This window comes from Marinithermofilum abyssi, assembly GCF_014641195.1.
Lineage (GTDB): Bacteria > Bacillota > Bacilli > Thermoactinomycetales > DSM-45169 > Marinithermofilum > Marinithermofilum abyssi.
In genome coordinates, this window is record NZ_BMHQ01000023.1 from 1 (window position 1) to 19,647 (window position 19,647).

The window sequence follows — 19,647 nt, forward strand, 5'->3', positions numbered from 1 at the left end:
TCGTGTTGCAGATCGGATTCGCAAGGATACCGGTTGGAACATGAGTGACAAACGCGTGTTACGTTGTATGCAAAAACTCAACATCCAATCTAAGGTTCGGAGAAAGCGCAACTATGAGGTTGGTCGTTCAGAGACATCTGTTCCACGGTCTCGGCGACCCTTTCAGGCTCCTGCCAGTCTAGTTCATTCGGCAACCCAGTTTTTACCGCGCAAAAGCGGCAAGCCCGGGTGCAGGTATCGCCCAGGATCATGAAAGTTGCCGTGCGGTGGAGAGCCCAGCACTCGTAGATGTTGGGACATTTCGCCTCCTCGCAGACCGTATGTAGGGTTTTGCCGCGCATCATCTTCTTTAATTCGCGGTAGTTTTCATTTACTCTTATTTTCGTCTTCAGCCATTCAGGTTTTTTCTCGTGTTGATAAGACAAACGATATCCTCCTTTTAATGCGCCACTCTTCTTATTCGCCACCCCAATAAAGGCAGAAGGAACAATCGATGGGGTTACCATACTGATTAGATACAAAATCAAATATTTAACTACCTCTAAAAATTGAAAGATCAGAACCAAGTTTTCTATAAATGGTACTTCGATTGATTCCTAAACGACGAGCTGCTTTGGTTACATTTCCGTTGGTTTCAATCAAAACTTTTTCAATAATCGCTTTTTGTTGGTTCCTAATGGTATCCACTTTAACGGGTTTATGTTCTGGCTGATTTAACGCTTCTTTATTTTGTATTTCTACTGGTAAATCTTCCACCTTAACAATATCAGAAGTCACATTAATGGCTGTCTGGTACGCAAAATTTCTTAATTCTCGAATATTACCCGGCCATTGATATGCTTGTAGCAATTTTATTGTATGTTTATCAAGTTTTGGGGTAGAACAACCAATTTCTTGACAAGCTTTTCTTAAATAATGTTGAACCAATGGAATTATGTCTTCAGGCCTTGCTCTTAATGGAGGTATATGAAGCGATAACACCTTAAGCCGGTAGTAAAGATCTTTACGAAAATACCCCTCTTTAACGGATACCAAAAGATCTTTATTGGTAGCCGCTATCACTCGAACGTTAATTTTATAAGGTTCTTGTCCTCCTAGTCGAACCACTTCATTCTCTTCCAATACGCGTAGTAGTAAAGGTTGTAAGTCTAAAGGCATTTCTCCTATTTCATCAAGAAATATAGTGCCGTTATTAGCCTGTTCAAACTTTCCCGGACGCCCTTTTTTGTCGGCTCCCGTAAAGGAGCCTCCAACAAATCCAAAAAACTCACTAGCAGCAAGCTCTTTTGGAATGGCTCCACAATTAACAGAGATAAATGGTTCTTTAGCCCGTTGACTTGAGGCATGTATTGCTTGAGCAAATAACTCTTTACCTGTCCCACTTTCCCCTTCAATTAATACGGGTAGATCACATCCAGCAGCGGCATGTGCTTTAGAAATAATTGACTTTATTTTTTCGGAATCTCCAATAATATTTGAAAATGAATATTTTGTAATGGTTTTATTGTTTGATGTATTTATCCGTTTAGGAGCCAGGACATGTATGATTGCACCAATAGGTCGACCTTTTAAAAAACAAGTCTGCAGTAAAAAACGCCATCTCCCACGTATATCCTCAATATGCCACTCTTTTTCTGAAACACCTATTAGTTCAGATGGTTCAGAAAGAGGACATTCTACAAGCTTATTATTTTTAGTAATCCACTTTTCCTCATATAAAAATGGGGATGCTTTGATTACATTTAATCCACGGTCAAGTGCAATCAAATTTGAATCAGGGTATCGGGAGATTGTTTGTAAATAATATTCTAGTACTTTAAGTCGTTCTATTTCTAAGTTGTAACGCAAACTTACTTCGACTGATTTTGCCGCTGATACAGCTACCGATAAAGAATGGGGATGAACATCTTCTCTTAAACCAGTTAGATCAATTACGCCAAGTATTTTTTGAGTTGCAGGATCCACTATAGGTGAAGCCGAACAAGTCCATTTATGAACCTCTTGGCAAAAATGTTCAGCGGAAAAAATTTGAATAGGTTTTTTTATACTTATGCAGGTACCAATTGCATTTGTACCTGCATTAATTTCAGACCAAGACGAGCCAATAACAAAATTCATTTTCTCAGCTTTTGACCGCAAAAGGCTGCAACCATTCATGTGTAAAATATTGCCTTTATTGTCGCAAAAAACCAGTAAATGACCAGAATCAATTGCAAAGGACTTAAGGCTATTCAATATAGGTTCTAACGAAGAAAAAACTAAATTTTGTTCAGATAGATAATGCTGTATATATTCATCTGTTACATAGATTGGTGCCTTTTTTTGAAAGGGATTAACCCCTTTGTAAACACACCTATTCCATGATTTTTCAATTACGTTTCTTATACCTACAAGATTATTAAGATTATCGGTTACAAAGCCTTCCCATATTTTTTCTAATTTATTACTTTCATGTTTAGGAACGGAATGAACGTTTAAGGAGAGGAGTTCATTTTGAATATCAGAGGTACGAAACATTATGAAACCTCCTTCCGTCGGTTCACTTCACCACATGCACTGCATTTCCCAAAATATTATCAGCCGCTTCCATAAGCGATTCCGGTAAAGTAGGGTGAGGATGAATTACCGAACTAATATCTATTACACTGATACCCATTTCAATTGCTAGCACTGCCTCTGATATCATTGTTGAAGCCTCAGGTCCAACAATTTGAATTCCCAGAATTTTTTTGGATTGTTTTTCTGCGATGACTTGTACAAAACCCTCGGGTTCCCTCATAGAGAGTGCTCTACCATTAGCTTGAAACGGAACCTTACTTATAATTAGTTCATACCCTTTTTCTTCGGCCTCGTTTTTCGAAAGTCCAGCATAGGCAATTTCTGGGTCGCTAAAAATGACAAATGGCATTGTTTTAAAATCTACCGAGCTTGGCTCACCCGCAATAACCTCTGCAGCGATCTTTCCTTCATAACTTGCTTTATGGGCGAGTAGGGCGCCACCAGTTATGTCACCAACGGCATATATATGATCATTTGAAGTACGCATTTGATCATTGACTGGAATAAACCCTCGTTCATCTGTTGTGATTCCAGCTTGTTCCAGATTGAGATTCTTGGTATTTGGAGTTCGTCCAACTGCTACCAATACTTTGTCAGCGGTATAAGTTAATTTTTCACCCTTAACTTCAGCTGTAACGGTTACTGTTCCATTGGCGTCCTCACAACCTTGTACCATTGCCTTGGTTACAATTTTAATGCCCAGCTTTTTTAAATTGCGTTTAACAACTCGAACCAACGTTTGATCTACTGACGGTAATAAACTGTCTGTTCCTTCTAAAATAGTAACCTTACTACCAAGCTTTCTGTAAGCGGTTCCAAGTTCTAAACCAATATACCCTCCACCAATGACTAAAAGCTTTTCTGGAATCTCTTTCAATTCCAGCGCTTCGGTTGAAGAGATGATTTGATGTCCGTCAAAAGGAAGAGAAGGCAGCTCTGTTGGGGAAGAACCTGTAGCAATTATACAATCTTTAAAATGATAAAGTCGACTGTTGTTCTCTGTAATGACTTGTACGGTATTAGGACCGTGAAAAAATGCCTCTCCGTTAATCACATTAATTTTATTTCGTTTTAGTAAAGTACTAACACCATTAATTAGTTTTTTTACAACACCATCTTTCCATTCCATCATTCGGGGGAAATCGATACTCGGTTTTCCTACATCGATACCTAAATCAGATAATTGATCAATTGTTTTCAAAGATTCTGCAGCACTAATTAGCGCTTTTGAAGGAATACAGCCACGGTTAAGGCATACACCACCCACTCTTCCTTTATCCACCAATGTTACGGTTTTACCGAGTTGAGCAGAACGGATTGCTGCTACATATCCCCCTGGGCCTCCACCAACGACCAACACTTCCGTTGTATAATTTTTTGCAACCAATCTTATCACCTCATTATGTTGTGTTTTGCTTCATTTAAGGCGTTTTTTACTCCCCAAAAAAATCAGAGCTTTTTCTCTTGCGGATCGGGTGACGTAATTGACCTTTTATATCGACCCATCAACAACAGTATGTTAATTATCATTGGCTTGTGGATCTTCAACGTTGACCAATTACGTTACGCCCTTCAATTTGGGAATTTCAGTACGTAAACGTAAAGCCATAAGTCAAACCTCCTTTGAACAAAACCATGCGCAGTAAAGAAATGAAAATTTTTAAAATAAGGGCCTAACGGTTAGGGTTAGGCCCTTCCCGTTAGGGTTCATATGCTGAGAGTTTTTTGACCTGGTTTCCAGTCGGAGGGACACAAACCTCCAGTTTGCAGAGCCTGTAGGGCACGAAGGGTTTCATCAACGCTTCGTCCAATGTTGTTATCGGTTACGACCTGATAACGGATAATGCCTTCGGGGTCGATGATAAACAGGCCTCGCTGGGCTACCCCCTCATCTTCGAGTAGGACACCGTAATCACGTGCCACTTTGTGAGTAGTGTCAGCACCCAAGGGGTATTTAATATTGCCTAAGCCATTATCATCCCGGGGAGTTTTAATCCAAGCGCGATGGGAATACTGGCTGTCCGTGCTGACACCCAAAATTTCGCAATCTAAGTCCTCAAACTCTTCGTACCGATCACTCAACGCAGTAATTTCTGTTGGACAGACGAAAGTAAAGTCCAACGGATAAAAGAAAAGGACCAACCATTTACCCTGGTAGTCGGAAAGTTTCACGTTATCATTAAGGGTGCTAAGGTTTTTCGTACTAGGTATATCAAAATCAGGTGCTGGTAATCTCACCAAACGAGTTGCCATGGTTAGCATTCCTCCTTCGTTGTCCGTAAATACTTAACACCATCCTAAATCACAATCTCTAGTATAGCTATCAACTATTAGCGTCTCACCGTCCTGAACCACTTGATAAATTTGGTGATCATGTACCACATAACGATCTGTATGTGTTATTGTTGCATCGTCTAAGTTAATAAATCCGATCACCTCTTTGTTATAGAAAAGAAGTACTTTACCATCCTCAATCGACCCTATGATCCGATTAGTTATATTCTGATACCGTTTGTTTATCTTACATACCCTCCTTTCTTTACGTAAGTACTTCCGCACCACCTCCCCGAGAGGGTTCACTCGTTGGATCGACCAACTCTTCAGGATTATCCGTGATAATTGAGGATGTAGAGATTATTAACGAAGCAATGGATGCCGCGTTTTGGATAGCCGCACAAGTGACTCTAACTGGATCAATAATTCCATCTTCAAATAAATTGACAACTTCCCCGGTTAACATATTAAATCCTAATCCTCGAGGGAGACCTTTTACTCGTTGTTCAACAGCAGTCCCATCATAACCACAATTTTCGGCGATTGTATGGAAAGGAGATGATAAGGCATATAAAACTGTTTGAGCCCCTACTTTTTCATCTCCGTAAAGCTCAGATATTAACCCTTCAACTTCCGACGAAATTTGAAGCAAAGCAGCTCCGCCTCCTGCTACAATCCCCTCTTTAGCTGCAGCATATGTAGCATTAATGGCATCCTCGATTCGAAGGTGTTTTTCCCTCCGTTCCACAGCAGTAGCGCCACCCACACGAATTACCGCCACGCCACTAGTCATTCTCGACAAACGCTCTTGCAGTTTTTCTCTCTCCCATTCTTGCATAGTATGTTCCAATTGCCTTTTAATTTGAGCCCTTCGCCCTGCTATTTCGGCGCCATCTCCTTGCCCTCCGACTATAGTTGTTTCGTCCTTATTCACTTGAATACGCTGAGCTCGACCTAAGTCATTTAACTGAACATTTCCCAACTCACGACCTACGGTCTCCGATATTACTTGCCCACCCGTAATATATGCTATATCCTCCAGTACGAGCTTGCGGTTATAGCCGAATTCAGGTGCACGAACAGCAACCACCTGTGGAATATTGTTGTCTCGATTACCTATTAATTCACCAATAGCTCTATTTTCGAGGTCTTCAGCAATAATAAGTAACGAACTGCCTTTTGTTTTTAATTCTTTTAATAACGGATAAATGGGTTCGATAGACTTAAGCTGCTGATCAGTAATCAAAAGATATGGGTTATCGATCACTGCTTCCATTCTTTCTGGATCTGTAACCATTTGATGAGAAATATATCCTCTGTCAAAGCGCATGCCTTCTATGATTTCCATTTCCGTTACAAGAAGTTTCGAGTCTTCTACATTAATAACTCCTTCTTTTCCAACTCGACTAAATGCATCAGCAATTAAATCACCAATTTTTTTATCATTTGCAGCAATGGAAGCTACCTGAGCAAAAGACGATCGACTTTCGATTGGTATGGCGGATTCCTTGAGTGCAGAAACAACAACGTCTACACATCTTTCAATGCCTTTTTTGAGAAGAACAGGATTAACACCGTTTCGAATTTGTTTTAGTCCTTCTTTTATTATGTGCTGTGCCAAAACAGTAGCAGTCGTTGTTCCATCACCAGCCACATCATTGGTATTACTTGCAACTTCTCTTAAAAGTACAGCCCCCATGTTTTCAAATGGGTCTTCCAATTCTAGCTCCCGTGCTATAAAAACCCCATCGTTAGAAACCATAGGGGTAGAAAAGGGTCGGTCAATAATAACATTCCGCCCTTTTGGACCTAGTGTACTCTTAACAATATTGGCCATTTTATCGATTCCTCGCTCGAGTGCTGCTTGTGCTTCCTCATTCATAAGAAATAATTTAGACATATTATCCCCTCCTTGTTAAGATTGTGGATTTGTCCTCCAAATTAAATTCATAAGATAGCCCTACCATATGGGCGTTTGCAATCTGTTGGATTGAATTTAAACAATTTTGGCTGACAAATGGGCATTCTGTTATGATGGCAGGCATAGTGGTTTGTCGAAGAAGAGGGTGATTTAGAGACAGTAATCCAGCATCTGCCCAGCCCGTTTCAATCACGATTGCCCGGTGGATACTTGATTGTGCCCTGAACGTGGTATTAGATACCCGGCCCCGGTACCGATAAGATTTAAAGAATTTAGTTTTTTCCCATAAATCGACGTGGAGGGATAATACAAAGTTTGCTCCCCACTTATTTGCCTTTGATGCCCTCTCGGCGATAGTTAAGGTTTTATCATTGGTCCGACTCATTAGCACCTGAACTAACTTAAACCTATTTCGCAAAATGTTTCTTAATTTTAACCCAATAGCCAAGGTAATATCTTTTTCATACCAACCATTAACGGTTTTTCCCAAATCCCTTCCGCCATGAGATGGATCAATAAAAATTTTCATGTTAAGGATCCCTTTATACAAATATTGTCAAGAGGATTAGAACGTTGGCTCAAATTCCCGATCCAAATTTAAGGAACCAAAACAGCTCGCCCATTAATTTGTCCTTTATCCAACATATTAAGGACGTTATTCGCATCATCAAGTGAGTACTTGGTGGAGTGGAGTTTCACTTTTCCTCTGGCGTGAATTTGCATCAATTCGTATAAATCATTGTAATTTCCTACAAGATTTCCAATTATATTGAATTCGTTATTAATAATATCTAAAGAAGGTATTTTTACTGTTCCCCCATATCCAACGACAAAATAGTAACCACCTTTTCGCATCATTTGCATACTATCAGCGTGGGTTTTGTCTGTACCAACCAAATCAATGATGATATCGACACCTTGCCCTTTTGTTAGATTTCGTACTTCCGAAATCATTTGGTTGTTAGCTTGAACGGCATAATCAGCTCCCAAATCCATAGCCATGTTTAAACGTTGTTTATCCACGTCTAACGCGATAATATCGGCATTACCTAGTTCGCGCATTAGTTGGACGCCAATATGACCGAGCCCACCCATACCAATCATAAGAACAGAGGTGCCCGGTTTAGCCAAAGGAGCCGCTTTGCGTACTGCTCTGTAAGCAGTAATACCAGCATCGGCAAGCGGCGCCACATCTTCTGGTTGGACGTTTTCGGCCAAAGGAATTAAAGCCCGTTCGGAGGTTTTAAGATATTCTGCATATCCACCGTCAACAGTTAATCCTGGGAATTTAAGGTTTTCACAATGCATGTCCTCTCCCGATCGACAACTTAAACACAATCCACAACTCATAACCGGATGAACAATTACTGCGTCGCCGACTTTGAAGTTAGATACACTGGATCCAACTTCATGGACCCAACCTGCATTCTCATGACCGATGATGTAAGGCAGTTCGGTTCCTAGGGTATTTGCCCAGACACCTTCAATAAGATGGAGGTCAGTACGACAAACCCCTGCACCACCAATTTTCACAATCACGTCAGTAGGGTCTATAATTTCTGGTTCCTGAACCTGTTCGAGTCGCAACGGTTGGTCATATTCATGGAGCCGAGCAGCTTTCATATTTTCATCTCCTTATTTTTTTGAAGATTATAACGGGCAGCTAATAATCCCCGGCACTGATGTGCATTAAATTCCATATTCAAACGGATTCTTTTCGAGTTGGAAAGATATGATTCTAACTCATTGGGTTCAATTGGTTCCCCATTCATCCGAGTAAAAGCAGGATGGTTGTCTCCGTTGCTTTGATTCATGTCGGAACGGATTAATAGATACTTTTGCCACAGCGATTGTGTAAGATCATCATACAAAAGGTCAATTTTCTTTTTCATCTCGCCAATTGTTAACTTTAAAAGCATTTTCGGGTTAAAATCCAATTTAATTAGATGGTGCATTAGACGTTCTTGTCGAGCTAAAAATGCCTTTTCACGAAATTTTCTTCTTAATTCTTTTAATTCAGAGGAGGATGATACACCTGGAAAACTATCTGAAAAAGCTTTTCTATTTGTCACTCCATAATTAATATCTTCTGAAGCATGATGGTCTTTTAATTGTACATTTACGTGTTTTACCCAAGGTAATTCTAATACCCGATCCCGGATGTCTTCTGCCATCATGTAAGCAAAATTTGGAGAACACCAATAGGTGGGCAGTCTAAAAACAACTGTTACATTGGACCTATCGGTGGATACATGGTCAATAAAGTTTAATTCTGTTAGCGACTGATCCAATTCAGGGTCAAATACCATATTCAGCTTCGAATATACTTCCTGTACAGGTTGCATGAGATCACCTTTCACGAATAATTCTAGGTCTTAGGACTCTTGCATAGCTAACCTATCAATACGATCACCACGCAGCCTCTCTTTCTGCGCCTCTATGTTAATGCCATACAACCGTGCAATATTTTCCCCTAATATTTTCTTTTTGGTATTGAGATTCAATTCTACCTTTGTTTCCTTCTTTATATCTTCAGGTAGTTCGAATTCCATGAACTTCTCAATTAACCATTTGGGTTCCCAAATAGCATAATCGCTTCCAAAAATGATCCGGTCCTCATCGAGCCAATAAAGCAGTTCTCCCATAATTTCTGCGAAATAGCGAGGACGAGCGTAAATGAACGGCATGACAACGGATAATCCGGCATAAACATTTTTTTCCTGTGTAGCGATCCAACAAAAATCCTCAATTCGAGGCAGGCCACAATGTTCCACGATGAAGTTTAAATCGGTAAACAAGCTGGCTGCTTCGTCAATATCGGCAACATCAAAAGCATCCCGGTTCAACGGAGTAATTGTGGGTCCCTTATGCACATGAATGTTACGAATCCCTAACTCCCGGCATTTTTCCAAGTAACGTTGTGCCCAAGGGTCAGTCAGTTTATAGCCTTTAGAGTTGCCATTCCATTCCGCCGTATATAATTTAACTCCTTGAATGTTGTATTTCTTAGCCTCATACTCAAGGTACTTCAGTCCTTTCTCCCCTTCACGGGGATCAAAAGAGGTGTTTCCAATAAATCGACCTGGGTATTGTTCTTCCAATTCAGCATTCTTCTCTACGTTCCCAAATCCATCTTTGTAAAATTCCTTAAGAAAAACCGGCTGAAATATACCCATATCTACGTATCCTTTGACAAATAGATCGTGAATTAACGTGTCACTCTCGTATTTATAAAACTTATTACGGGACCAGTAATATTCCTCAGGACTTAAACTAGTATGATAATCATAGAAACAATCAATAAATTGAGCTCCATATTCATTCAATTGGTTCTCTTTGCTTCCATCCCACAAATGAATGTGACTGTCGATGACGAAAATCTCTTCGCCGCTTTTGGTTTTGTACATATTGAACACCTCCAAATTAGATTGGAGCAACATGTTGCTCGAGCTGTTTAATAAATTCCTTAATAAATCTAGGATGATCGATCCATGCCCGTGCACTTACAAAATTTCCATCTATGACAACACTGTCATCTATAAATGAAGCACCCGCAGCTTCTATGTCCAATTTCAAATCGGGAAAAGCAGTACACTGACGTCCTTTTAGATAACCAAAAGGCATCAACGCCAATGCAGCATGGCATTCGAAAGCCAGGGGTTTACCCGTTGTGACAAAATGGTCGACAATTTTTTTAAAGCCACTTACCCCTCGGATGTGCTCAGGTGCTCGACCACCTGGGATAACAGCACCATCGTAATTTTTAGGTTCCACTTCCTCAAAGGATAAATCTGCCTGTACCCTATACCCTAACTTTTCTGTAAATGTATCAAACCCTGGTTCAAAATCATGAACTACCGTCTGGAGTGCTTTTTTTTCGGGAGCCGCAATATCGACAATATAACCCTCCTCTTGTAACCGATGAAGCGGATACATAACCTCCTGTGCTTCCACCATATCCCCCGTAATAATTAAAACGCGCTTACTCATTTAACACACCCTTCCAAAAATGAATTACTTAAGGCGGCAATTCCTCGCCTTATCAATGGTGTGGGCCAATAACTTTTCTACTCTTCTTCACTTTCATGCTAGGCCCACACCATTGATAAACGGGGACAAAAACACCTGCCCCCTATTTTGAGTTGTTGAATTCTTTATCTGAGTTAGATTCCGATGTATTCTTTCGCTTTCTCAGGGTCCGCAAATAATAGAACTCTGTCATCCAGCAAAACCATACGTCCATAATGTGTGGACATTTCCACTTGGAAAAGATAGGGATCGAACTCCCTACCGAGCGATTCGCCAATTTCCTCCATATCGAACTCTAATACACCGATACCATCGACCCGAATCATTGACGGATAATGCTTAACGGTTACATTTGGTTTTTCTTTCATAATTTCTGCAATGACTCGTCCTTCGACACTGTCACTCAGGGTCACGCCGCATTTATTATGAAATCCTTTCTCTAATTTGCTCGATGTCATAATTTAACCCCCTCCGGAATTTTTATATTGATTTGCCCCAGAATGGAATTAAATCGTTCCTTTGCCCGATTATAAGCGTCGGAAAAGGTCGAAACTTTGACACGAGGTTGTGACCAAATGGGTTGTAGTTGGTTGGCCGCCTCTACACACATTGGTACATACTTTTTCATCCATTCTTGAGTTACGTTCTTGTTGTTGTCTCCGTATATGGGGTCACTTAAAAATGTGTTAAACATCTCAACTGAGTAAGCAAGATTTCGTTCATAATCCGCTTCAGCGGTCGAGACTATGGCAGGGGTTACATAATCACCGTGAGATGCGGCAAACTGCATGATGAAACCGCTACGGAATAATTCACCTACCAGCGGCTCAAAAATGAGATTGACGGCGAATACCTGCTCTGCCCAATCCTTATTAATTGCAGCAAAGCTTTCGGTAACTCTACGTGTTTCCTGCCAAACGGGGTTATTTAACCAATTTTCTTTACCAGCATCTTCATTTAATTCTTTTAAGTCTTTAGCTAGATCCATCAAATAAAGCGTAATATCCTGAGCGTATCTCAGTTTATCTGAGGAATTTACGAGGGTGGCATTGTTAATCATTTGACTCATGCCATCTCGTTGCGCTTGCAAGAAAACCATACCCAGTCCATACTCCGCGTGTTTAGAAGCGCTAAAATGGTCTTGTATGACTTTTCTCCATGTCTTGTCTATATTTTGGAATACGCCTTCTTGTTGGGCACTTTCAATGGTAAGAGCTACTTGTTTCTCGATACTAGACTGGCGAATATAATGGTTTCGTTCCCATTCCCCATTTGGGTCCCGAAACGCATGCCAATCCGAACTTTCTATTTTAGTCCATTCTTCTGCGTATGCCGGTTTACCATCCGCCCATGAAATGATCCAATCCTGTAGCAAATACCGCTCAGGATCGGGTTGGACATCTACCGTAACATCTTCATACAGAGTCGCACGACGACCCTTTGGTTCAAAATAGTTGAATTTCCGACTATTACTACCCGAAAATTTTTTAGCATGCGCTTCAGCAGTAGTTTGGGCCTCCGACATGTTTTTCCCTCCGATCTATTTACCAATGTTAATTAGAAGCGGGGACAAACTTATCAAAGAAAATACGGTCAGAGGTAATTCCATGGTTTTGAATTATAGGAATAGCAGTATCAATCATAGGAGCCGGTCCACATAAATAAGCTTCCGCTTCACTTAAATTGCTACCACTCAAATAACGATCCATCACATCAGTAATGAGCCCAGTGTTTCCATTCCAGTGATCTTCTTGCTGGGGTTCTGATAAAGCTGGAATAAAACGGAAATTAGGTAGCCTTTGTTCCATTCGGGAGAACTGGTCCAGATAAAATAGATCGCGCCTCGATCGAACCCCATAAAAAAATGTAACTTTTCTATCAATTCCTTTATCTACAATGTCATTAAGGATCGACCAAAGGGGGGCCATCCCGGATCCTCCGCCAACCAACAAAATTTCCCCTGTACTCTCATGGTTCAGGATGCAATTTCCAAAGGGACCTCTTACTTCAAGCGTATCACCTACTTGGATCTTCGTATCCAGATAGTCGGAAAATTTGCCGCCATGGAAGATTTTAATCATAAACTCTAAACGATCTGATTGGCTGGGTGGGTTAGCCATAGAATATGATCGATATACATCTTCACCTGGAAGGTAGACATCCACAAACTGACCAGCATGAAACGTAATTTCCTTCGGTTCTACTAACTTTAGGGATAGCCGCCGAATATCATGGGTGAGGGATTCAATTTCTTCAACGGTAGTCCGAAAAGTTTTGATCGGAACCGATTTCTTTAGAGCCTCTTCATCATACTGGAGTAATTCCACCTCCAAATCACTAAATGCTTCAGTACGGCACAACAGAATATGGTCTTCTTCTTTTTCAAAGTCTGGGAGGGCAAAGGTAGAGTAATCTCTTAATTCGATATCGCCGTCCAGAAGCAATGATTTACAGGCGGAACACTGTCCTTCCTTACAACCGTGCATTAAAGCAATTCCTTGTCGAAAAGCTGCATCCAGGATAGTCTCCCCTTCCTCCACCTCCATTTCAATTCCGACGGGTTGAAATGTCACCTTGTAAGCCAATGGGTTCCCTCCTCTCATCTGTGTTGAAATACTCCTCCCAGATATTTATAGCTGGGAGGAGTTCAGTGTCCCTTAGACTTAGTGAATCGTAAAACCAGCGTGATACTCTTCAATATGTTTTTCTCGCTGCTCAGGCGTCATCTCCCGAAGAGTCACTATTGGACTTTTAAATTCGTATCCCTTTACGTCATCCAAAGTCCACATCTTTTGATCGTCAAAGTGCAGATGGGGCTGGGGAACCAAGGTTTTTCCATCAGGGCGTACAAAGCCCATATGTTTAATGATGTCGGCCAGGTCCCAACCGTGGTATACTTCTTCCCATTGACGCTTTCCACTAAATTTGCCCATCGCAGGTGTCGGACGACCATTGTAGTTGTCAGAGAAGGCAACTTTATGAGTCCAGCGACATTGCTCGGAACAATAGGTATACAACTGTCCATCTACTTCGTCGACAACCATATCCTCTCGAATGACGCAAGGCACCAAGCAACTCCAACAACGGTGGGGGTATACATACCCAACATCAGCAAAAGCAATCGGATCATTGCCCGGGGTGGACAATTCACGATAATGCTCCCACCATTTGCCGAATTCCTTGTACCAACCAGGATACTTCTTCTCGAACCACTCGAAATCATATTCATCAAGCGGATCGATGCGCCAGAAGTTTACCGGCCAACCCGTTGCAAAAAACTGAGCGACTTTATGCACGTATTTTCCTTTTGTTAGGCGATTCCAAGCAGCTTCAATGTCGTCGTGGTGAATTTTCAGTCCATATTTTTCAAGCGGTGCAAGATAACTACGATAGTAATCGTCGTATACCCACCTCTCCCAAAGATCCACATAAGATTCTTTATCCTTCCGCCGATCTTTGGTACCGTATTCAATAATGCTACCGACAGCCGCATCCACAATGCAGTGGTTTTGCCAGAAGGCATAACGAATATCCCGCTCAAGCAAATCATGATTATCGGGCTCGCCCAAAACCATCATCAGGGTACCGTAGCCATTATTAATATGGCGGGATTCGTCCGACTGTACTGACAAGAAAATCGTAGGCAGGGCATAGTCACCGTTTGCCGATGCCTCCGAAGGCATTGCAACAAATAGAGTATTTGTGAAAGCGGTTTCAGCTACGATTTGCAGATAAATGTTAGCAGCCGTAATGGCATCACCTGTAATAAAACCTTCACCGAATTGGCGACCAATTGTAGTAGCATAACAATGACCAAAGGCACGCTGAGTAATATCGAACCCCGCAGGATCGATATAGTTCTCCATATACCATTTCTTTAGGTTCATTTGAATGGTTGAATGACGGAACTCATCAATCATCTGAAACGCATATCCGTTTTTCAATTCATCATTGGGTACTACATTGCTAAGCATGGCCATAGAACGAGCTGCAGAGATCTCCGGAAAAGGAATGATCCCTAAAAACAGTTTCATCCATTCAATCCAACGAGGCTGCGCATTACGAAACATATTTCCTCTAAGTGCCGCATCCATTGCACCGAACACACGATCATCTTTTTCTTCCTGCATGTTAAAGTAAGAACGCAAGACCTGCTTCATTGTATCCTTGGGAGCTTTCGAAAACTTATAATCCGTAGGGTACTTTAACGCTTCTTGAGCATAGCTAGGTGTCCAAGCCAAATTCTTTACTCGATTATGGGCTTCCGAGATACTCATTCGCCGCTGCTTCTTCACCTTTGATAATGACATAGCCATCTGCAATCCCTCCTTAGCTTATTTTTTAATAAGAATGAAAGTCTAGTTTACTCCCACTCTTTAAATAATTATAAGCAATACTTGTGCCAACTCATTAAAGGTGTGATAACGTCTATATTTCCGAATAGGTGTTTTTGTTTTAATTATCGGAATACGTTTGTAATTGCGACAGTGTTGCATATAGCAACAAAATTTCAACACCAATCTTTTACAGAACCCTTTAGGCGGGTAACCCGAAGACTAACAATTCCATGATTAGATGCAACGGTCCGGACAGTGGGAAGGAAGCGCCGGAGGATCCAAACGTGGCCCAAACCACTACAGTCAAGAGCTCCAATGCCCAATACAGTTTTCATGATCGGCCCCTTTTCGGTCTTGAAACCCCAGTAACCTAGTACTGGTATTAAAAACGGATGTTTTTGAGTGCCACCACTGGCGCGGGATGAACTGCGGTATCTAGTGGGCTCCGAAGTAACAAAAAAGGCATTGCGGTACGAGATTCAATCCGTTATTTCACGGATATTTTCATAGATTCACAGGATTTGTTTTATCGGAAACATATGCTAACTTGAAGTCAAAATCAAGGAACAAAAGCAAACCAACCGGTTTTCCCGTTCGGTATCAGGAGGGAAAACATTTGTTGCAAATTGATTTGGACGGTAAATGGAAATTTCGGAAAACGGGAGATTCCGACTGGTTAGATGGTCAGGTACCCGGGTCCGTCATGTCCGACTTGTTACGATGCGGTCGGATTAAGGATCCTTTTTATCGTGACAATGAAAAAGAGGCATTGCAAATGGCCTCCTACGACTATGAATATAAACGGAACTTAAGGCGACAGAGAGGTAAAGTCCGTGATCATAGCAAAGCTCGATTTCTTTGATTTTCCCCTGCGGTAGATTCTTGGTGTATACAACAATCGGTTTTTCCCGTTTTCCTCCGTGGATCCCCATCGATAGCTCAATCTTCCCATTGACATCAATCCTGAAACCATCTTTTGCCCATTTCGTATTATAATGGGCCTTGTTCTTGTAGGGATAACGAGCGGTTTTCATTCCTTTTCGGATCGCTTGGTGTACAGAATCCCTGGCGAATAGGTACTTGTGACAAACTGCTTGAATCGATTGGCTATGTAGATGAAATCGTCCTTTGGTCGCTTTTTGTATTCCGATTTGGAGATCCATTTTTGATGATCAAGATAATATTGTCTGGATAATTGCAGACATTGGTTCCAAACTACTGCTGATTCACGATTACAGGCAAAGAGACGATGGATATCGGATGGGGATGCACGGAAATGAACTTTTTTCGCCCGTAGCATGGTTTCACCTCGCTTTCTGTCCCTGTGATTCAATGTATTTTTTGATGATTTCCATGGGAGCTCCTCCTGTTGTCAATGCCTCGATCTGTCCACGGTCGATCGATTGAATCGAACCACGAACCACTTCGGCGAGCGCTGCCCCGCTACCCCGCCTGGATTGGTTTAGTCAACTTAAGCTTGATCCGCTTTTTTGGAATCCAAGCGGTTGTTCATCCGATCCAGCTTCTTTCTTAGTCGTTTTTCGGCTGCAGGATCAACTTCAAAATCAGGATTGTTTTTATCTTTATTTTCTAAGCCTTGTTGGACTGCTTGGGGTAACTGATCTTCTTTTCTCCGGTTGGGCGGCACCTTTTTCCCACTTGGGAAATTGCGCTTTTTCCGCTGTTTCTGGTTATTTTCTTTTATCGCAACTACATTCTCATTCCATTCCCATTCATGACCTTGAGCGGCGGCGGCAACAGCCTTAATCACCACGGCAAAAGGTCGAGTTTTGATATCTGTGTACAGAGCTACTCTCCGAATGATGTCTTTGAGTTTTTGAATTGGCAATTCAAATGAGTATATTTCTTCCAACTCTAGTTCGCTGATATTTTCTTTGAAAGCTTTTTTCCAATATTCTTTAATGGGATCGGAGGGATCTGTATTATTGACAGACGGACTGACTGACTTAACAGACTGACTAAGCTCAGACACAGAGTCGGTAGGTATCGACTCTGTGTCTGTCCCCCCCACCGACATCATGTCGGTACCTACCGACTCTGTGTCTGTACCCCCTACCGACATCATGTCGGTACCTTTGTTTTTCCGCTGTTCCTCCTGGCTTTCAATCCATGGAAGACCGCTTACTTGATCCGGGTGATGGACTATATATAGATTTGAGTCCTTTTCCTTTTTGCCCGGTTTTTTCCGGTGAATTTTTTGTACAAGTCCATATTTATGGAGGATATCCGTTGCTCTTTCAGAGGTTTTAGTTGAAAAAGAACAGGCCCGAGCAATCTCACTATGAGGCGGGCAGTCATCACCGTTATCCATGCAATGCACCAAGTATAAATATGTAATCTTAGCCTTTGTATCCAGGGCAGTTTTCCAAATCGAAGAAGGGGCACTGAATTCATCTTTTTTCCAACCGCGAACCAATCGAGACATAAAAAATCCTCTCCCTTGGTGTAGTGGTGTACCAGGCCCCACGCCAAGAGAAAGGATTTTTGCCGCGCGAATTATATCTATCTTTAAGAAAAGTAGGTAAAAGTTACCCTGTTGACGTTCACACGAAAACAAGGTACACTTCACCTTAAAGGTATGTTTGCGCGAGCGACCCTTTCTCTTGGCGGAGGTCCGGGGTCGCTTCTTCCTTTTTGAGTTGGTCTAATTCTATCACTATCTGTTCAGAATTGTCTATTCTGATAGATAGACCATTTATGCCGAGGGTCGCTTCCGATCCTCTTTTGTTTGCGTAATTAACTGCAAATGTCCTTGCTCTGATTTTTTCATCTTCCGGCCACAGCTGCACACGATCAGTTTTACGGGTATTCCAACCTCACAAGTTTGCCCGCATTTGCACTGGTAGCGAATCATTTTGATAACCTCCTTATGTACTCCCCTACCCGTAGCCAGGGATTGTGATATACTAAGTTAAGAACCGATTAGATTTTTGAACAACTTGCTCGGGGCCTGAGTAAGTTGTTCTTTTTTTGGCATCTCTTTTGCCTTCTCTCGGGCTGATTTCATTGCCCGATTATATACTTTCCATTCTTCCTTGGTCATTATGATCACCTCCTTTCTAATTTAATTATACAATTTATGATTGTATTTATCAAGTTTAAATTGTATAAATTAAATTTGTTTTTTCGATATAAATTGATACAATGGAAAAAAAGGGGGAATAAACATGGCGGAACTCAAGCCACTAATCAAGCGGGTTTTACTGGAGAAAGAGGAGAAAGGCGAAAAGATCAAACAAGAAGATATAGCGGAAGCCATGGGGGTATCCCAACAAATCGTGTCCAATTGGATCAATGGAAAAACAGTCCCCCGTGGCCCGATGATGTTTAAACTAGCCCATTTTCTCGGTTGCAAAGTCGATGATCTATGGCAATATAAGCCCGAATGAAAAAATACCCCACAACAGGCCGCAGAATGGCTCTGATGGGGTGTTTTTATGTAGGTTGGTATGTTTGATGAAGTGATGGCATAAAAAAGGCAGCCTAAAGGCTGCCGGTAGTGAAGAGGTGTCATTATATTATTCGAATGGACAGGTTTTTTTCGTTTTTTTTATCCCAATATACAAAAAACACCAATTGGTAAAGTGGAAGTGGTAAAAAAAGGGGTTATTATCGTAGGGTAAATATTCGGTTAATTGTTTACGAATCCCAATGAAAACACGGACTTTTTTGCTAAAATTAACCCGGGTGTCAACCTATTCGCCCACACTCTGTGCCCACACTTTCCTGCGGGCCCTTCACTAGGGCCCCTATCTTTCTTTATATATCTCATTATTCTCGTTACACATAAGAAAACCGCCTATTATGAACTGGTCAAGACTATGTAGACAAAAATTAAAGCCTCTCTAAGCACTCATTCGATAAGGAATGGGTGCTTGGTTTTTCAGCTTCATTTGTGGACGTTGATGGTTATGAAAGTATGTATGAGCTTGACTTGCATTTAGCAGTTCTTCCGGGCTTTTAGGACGGTAGTCTGTATACAATTCATTCTTAAACCATCCGAAAAAGCTCTCGACAGGTGCATTGTCAAGGGGAGTTCCTTTTCTTGACATACTCTGCTTCATGCCATACTGTTTAAGCAGCAGTGTATATGCTTTTGATGTGTACTGGTTGCCTTGATCGGAGTGGATCGTGGTGGTACCCGTCACATCTTTTTTTCTTTTTGTAAGCAATCTTTTCAATGGTCGGATCACAAGCTGCAAGTCATTGCGATCGCTAACCTCATATTCGAGAATTTCATTGTTATACAAGTCCAGGAAAACACTCATATATTGAAGCTTTCCGCGACTATATAGGTAAGTTACATCTGTAGCGATTTTCTCTAGAGGACGAGTGGCCTGGAAATCTCGGTGGAGAAGATTGGGGAATTCTTGATGTGCACGACCAACCTCATAGTTGCGCTTTCTCCGAACCTTAGATTGGATGTTGAGTTTTTGCATACAACGTAACACGCGTTTGTCACTCATGTTCCAACCGGTATCCTTGCGAATCCGATCTGCAACACGA

20 protein-coding genes and 1 pseudogene are annotated in these 19,647 nt (G+C 41.4%); 2 read left to right on the plus strand and 19 right to left on the minus strand.

Annotated features, from left to right (window positions below; translation table 11 throughout):
- Window positions 1-128 precede the first annotated feature (128 nt).
- The 16 genes and pseudogenes from IEW70_RS17155 to IEW70_RS18635 form a co-directional block, all read right to left on the minus strand.
- Window positions 129-425, minus strand: a pseudogene (locus IEW70_RS17155) (lipoyl synthase); the annotation flags it as partial.
- Between the two features lie 106 nt (window positions 426-531).
- Complete coding sequence (locus IEW70_RS17160; RefSeq protein WP_188649131.1) at window positions 532-2,517, minus strand: sigma-54-dependent Fis family transcriptional regulator; 1,986 nt, start codon at window positions 2,515-2,517, stop codon at window positions 532-534.
- 22 nt (window positions 2,518-2,539) lie between these two features.
- Complete coding sequence (gene lpdA, locus IEW70_RS17165) at window positions 2,540-3,946, minus strand: dihydrolipoyl dehydrogenase (RefSeq protein WP_188649132.1); 1,407 nt, start codon at window positions 3,944-3,946, stop codon at window positions 2,540-2,542.
- 320 nt (window positions 3,947-4,266) lie between these two features.
- Window positions 4,267-4,812, minus strand: a complete 546-nt coding sequence (locus tag IEW70_RS17170; protein WP_188649133.1) for a peroxiredoxin — start codon at window positions 4,810-4,812, stop codon at window positions 4,267-4,269.
- A 33-nt stretch (window positions 4,813-4,845) separates the two neighbouring features.
- Window positions 4,846-5,139: a DUF2553 family protein gene (locus tag IEW70_RS18630; RefSeq protein WP_373285997.1), complete on the minus strand. Its 294-nt coding sequence runs from the start codon at window positions 5,137-5,139 to the stop codon at window positions 4,846-4,848.
- Window positions 5,099-6,733, minus strand: coding sequence for a chaperonin GroEL (gene groL / locus IEW70_RS17180; protein ID WP_188649135.1), 1,635 nt, complete (start codon window positions 6,731-6,733; stop codon window positions 5,099-5,101). The genes IEW70_RS18630 and groL overlap by 41 nt, the downstream gene beginning before the upstream one ends.
- A 1-nt stretch (window position 6,734) precedes the next feature.
- Window positions 6,735-7,283, minus strand: a complete 549-nt coding sequence (locus IEW70_RS17185; protein WP_188649136.1) for an N-acetylmuramoyl-L-alanine amidase — start codon at window positions 7,281-7,283, stop codon at window positions 6,735-6,737.
- 68 nt (window positions 7,284-7,351) lie between these two features.
- Window positions 7,352-8,377 carry an NAD(P)-dependent alcohol dehydrogenase gene (locus IEW70_RS17190; RefSeq protein ID WP_188649137.1) on the minus strand — a complete coding sequence of 342 codons (1,026 nt, stop codon included), beginning with the start codon at window positions 8,375-8,377 and terminating at the stop codon, window positions 7,352-7,354.
- Window positions 8,374-9,099, minus strand: coding sequence for an iron-sulfur cluster assembly protein (locus IEW70_RS17195; RefSeq protein WP_188649138.1), 726 nt, complete (start codon window positions 9,097-9,099; stop codon window positions 8,374-8,376). Before IEW70_RS17195 ends, IEW70_RS17190 begins: the two co-directional genes overlap by 4 nt.
- 30 nt (window positions 9,100-9,129) lie before the next feature.
- Window positions 9,130-10,161: an amidohydrolase family protein gene (locus IEW70_RS17200; RefSeq protein ID WP_188649139.1), complete on the minus strand. Its 1,032-nt coding sequence runs from the start codon at window positions 10,159-10,161 to the stop codon at window positions 9,130-9,132.
- 16 nt (window positions 10,162-10,177) lie between these two features.
- Complete coding sequence (locus tag IEW70_RS17205) at window positions 10,178-10,744, minus strand: DJ-1/PfpI family protein (RefSeq protein ID WP_188649140.1); 567 nt, start codon at window positions 10,742-10,744, stop codon at window positions 10,178-10,180.
- A gap of 173 nt (window positions 10,745-10,917) precedes the next feature.
- Window positions 10,918-11,241, minus strand: coding sequence for an MmoB/DmpM family protein (locus IEW70_RS17210; protein WP_188649141.1), 324 nt, complete (start codon window positions 11,239-11,241; stop codon window positions 10,918-10,920).
- On the minus strand, window positions 11,238-12,308 hold the full coding sequence (locus tag IEW70_RS17215) for a ferritin family protein (protein WP_188649142.1): 1,071 nt from the start codon (window positions 12,306-12,308) through the stop codon (window positions 11,238-11,240). The genes IEW70_RS17210 and IEW70_RS17215 overlap by 4 nt, the downstream gene beginning before the upstream one ends.
- 28 nt (window positions 12,309-12,336) lie before the next feature.
- Complete coding sequence (locus IEW70_RS17220; RefSeq protein ID WP_229752071.1) at window positions 12,337-13,368, minus strand: NADH:ubiquinone reductase (Na(+)-transporting) subunit F; 1,032 nt, start codon at window positions 13,366-13,368, stop codon at window positions 12,337-12,339.
- A 78-nt stretch (window positions 13,369-13,446) separates the two neighbouring features.
- A complete protein-coding gene (locus IEW70_RS17225) occupies window positions 13,447-15,099 on the minus strand; it encodes an aromatic/alkene/methane monooxygenase hydroxylase/oxygenase subunit alpha (protein ID WP_229752072.1) in 1,653 nt (550 codons plus the stop codon).
- A 220-nt stretch (window positions 15,100-15,319) separates the two neighbouring features.
- Complete coding sequence (locus IEW70_RS18635; RefSeq protein WP_373285998.1) at window positions 15,320-15,436, minus strand: DUF2568 domain-containing protein; 117 nt, start codon at window positions 15,434-15,436, stop codon at window positions 15,320-15,322.
- Between the two features lie 387 nt (window positions 15,437-15,823).
- Here IEW70_RS18635 and IEW70_RS18640 point away from each other — a divergent pair, with 387 nt between their 5' ends.
- On the plus strand, window positions 15,824-15,982 hold the full coding sequence (locus IEW70_RS18640) for a glycosyl hydrolase 2 galactose-binding domain-containing protein (protein WP_373286000.1): 159 nt from the start codon (window positions 15,824-15,826) through the stop codon (window positions 15,980-15,982).
- A 609-nt stretch (window positions 15,983-16,591) separates the two neighbouring features.
- On the opposite strand, the gene IEW70_RS17235 is transcribed toward IEW70_RS18640, so the two are convergent.
- A complete protein-coding gene (locus tag IEW70_RS17235; RefSeq protein ID WP_188649146.1) occupies window positions 16,592-17,566 on the minus strand; it encodes a helix-turn-helix domain-containing protein in 975 nt (324 codons plus the stop codon).
- A gap of 486 nt (window positions 17,567-18,052) precedes the next feature.
- Complete coding sequence (locus IEW70_RS18240) at window positions 18,053-18,184, minus strand: hypothetical protein (protein WP_268234916.1); 132 nt, start codon at window positions 18,182-18,184, stop codon at window positions 18,053-18,055.
- A 124-nt stretch (window positions 18,185-18,308) separates the two neighbouring features.
- On the opposite strand from IEW70_RS18240, the gene IEW70_RS17240 reads away from it, so the two are divergent.
- Window positions 18,309-18,530: a helix-turn-helix transcriptional regulator gene (locus IEW70_RS17240; protein ID WP_188649147.1), complete on the plus strand. Its 222-nt coding sequence runs from the start codon at window positions 18,309-18,311 to the stop codon at window positions 18,528-18,530.
- Between the two features lie 456 nt (window positions 18,531-18,986).
- Here the strand turns inward: IEW70_RS17240 and IEW70_RS17245 are convergent.
- A partial coding sequence (locus IEW70_RS17245; RefSeq protein ID WP_188649148.1) for an IS3 family transposase occupies window positions 18,987-19,647 on the minus strand: 661 nt, incomplete at its 5' end.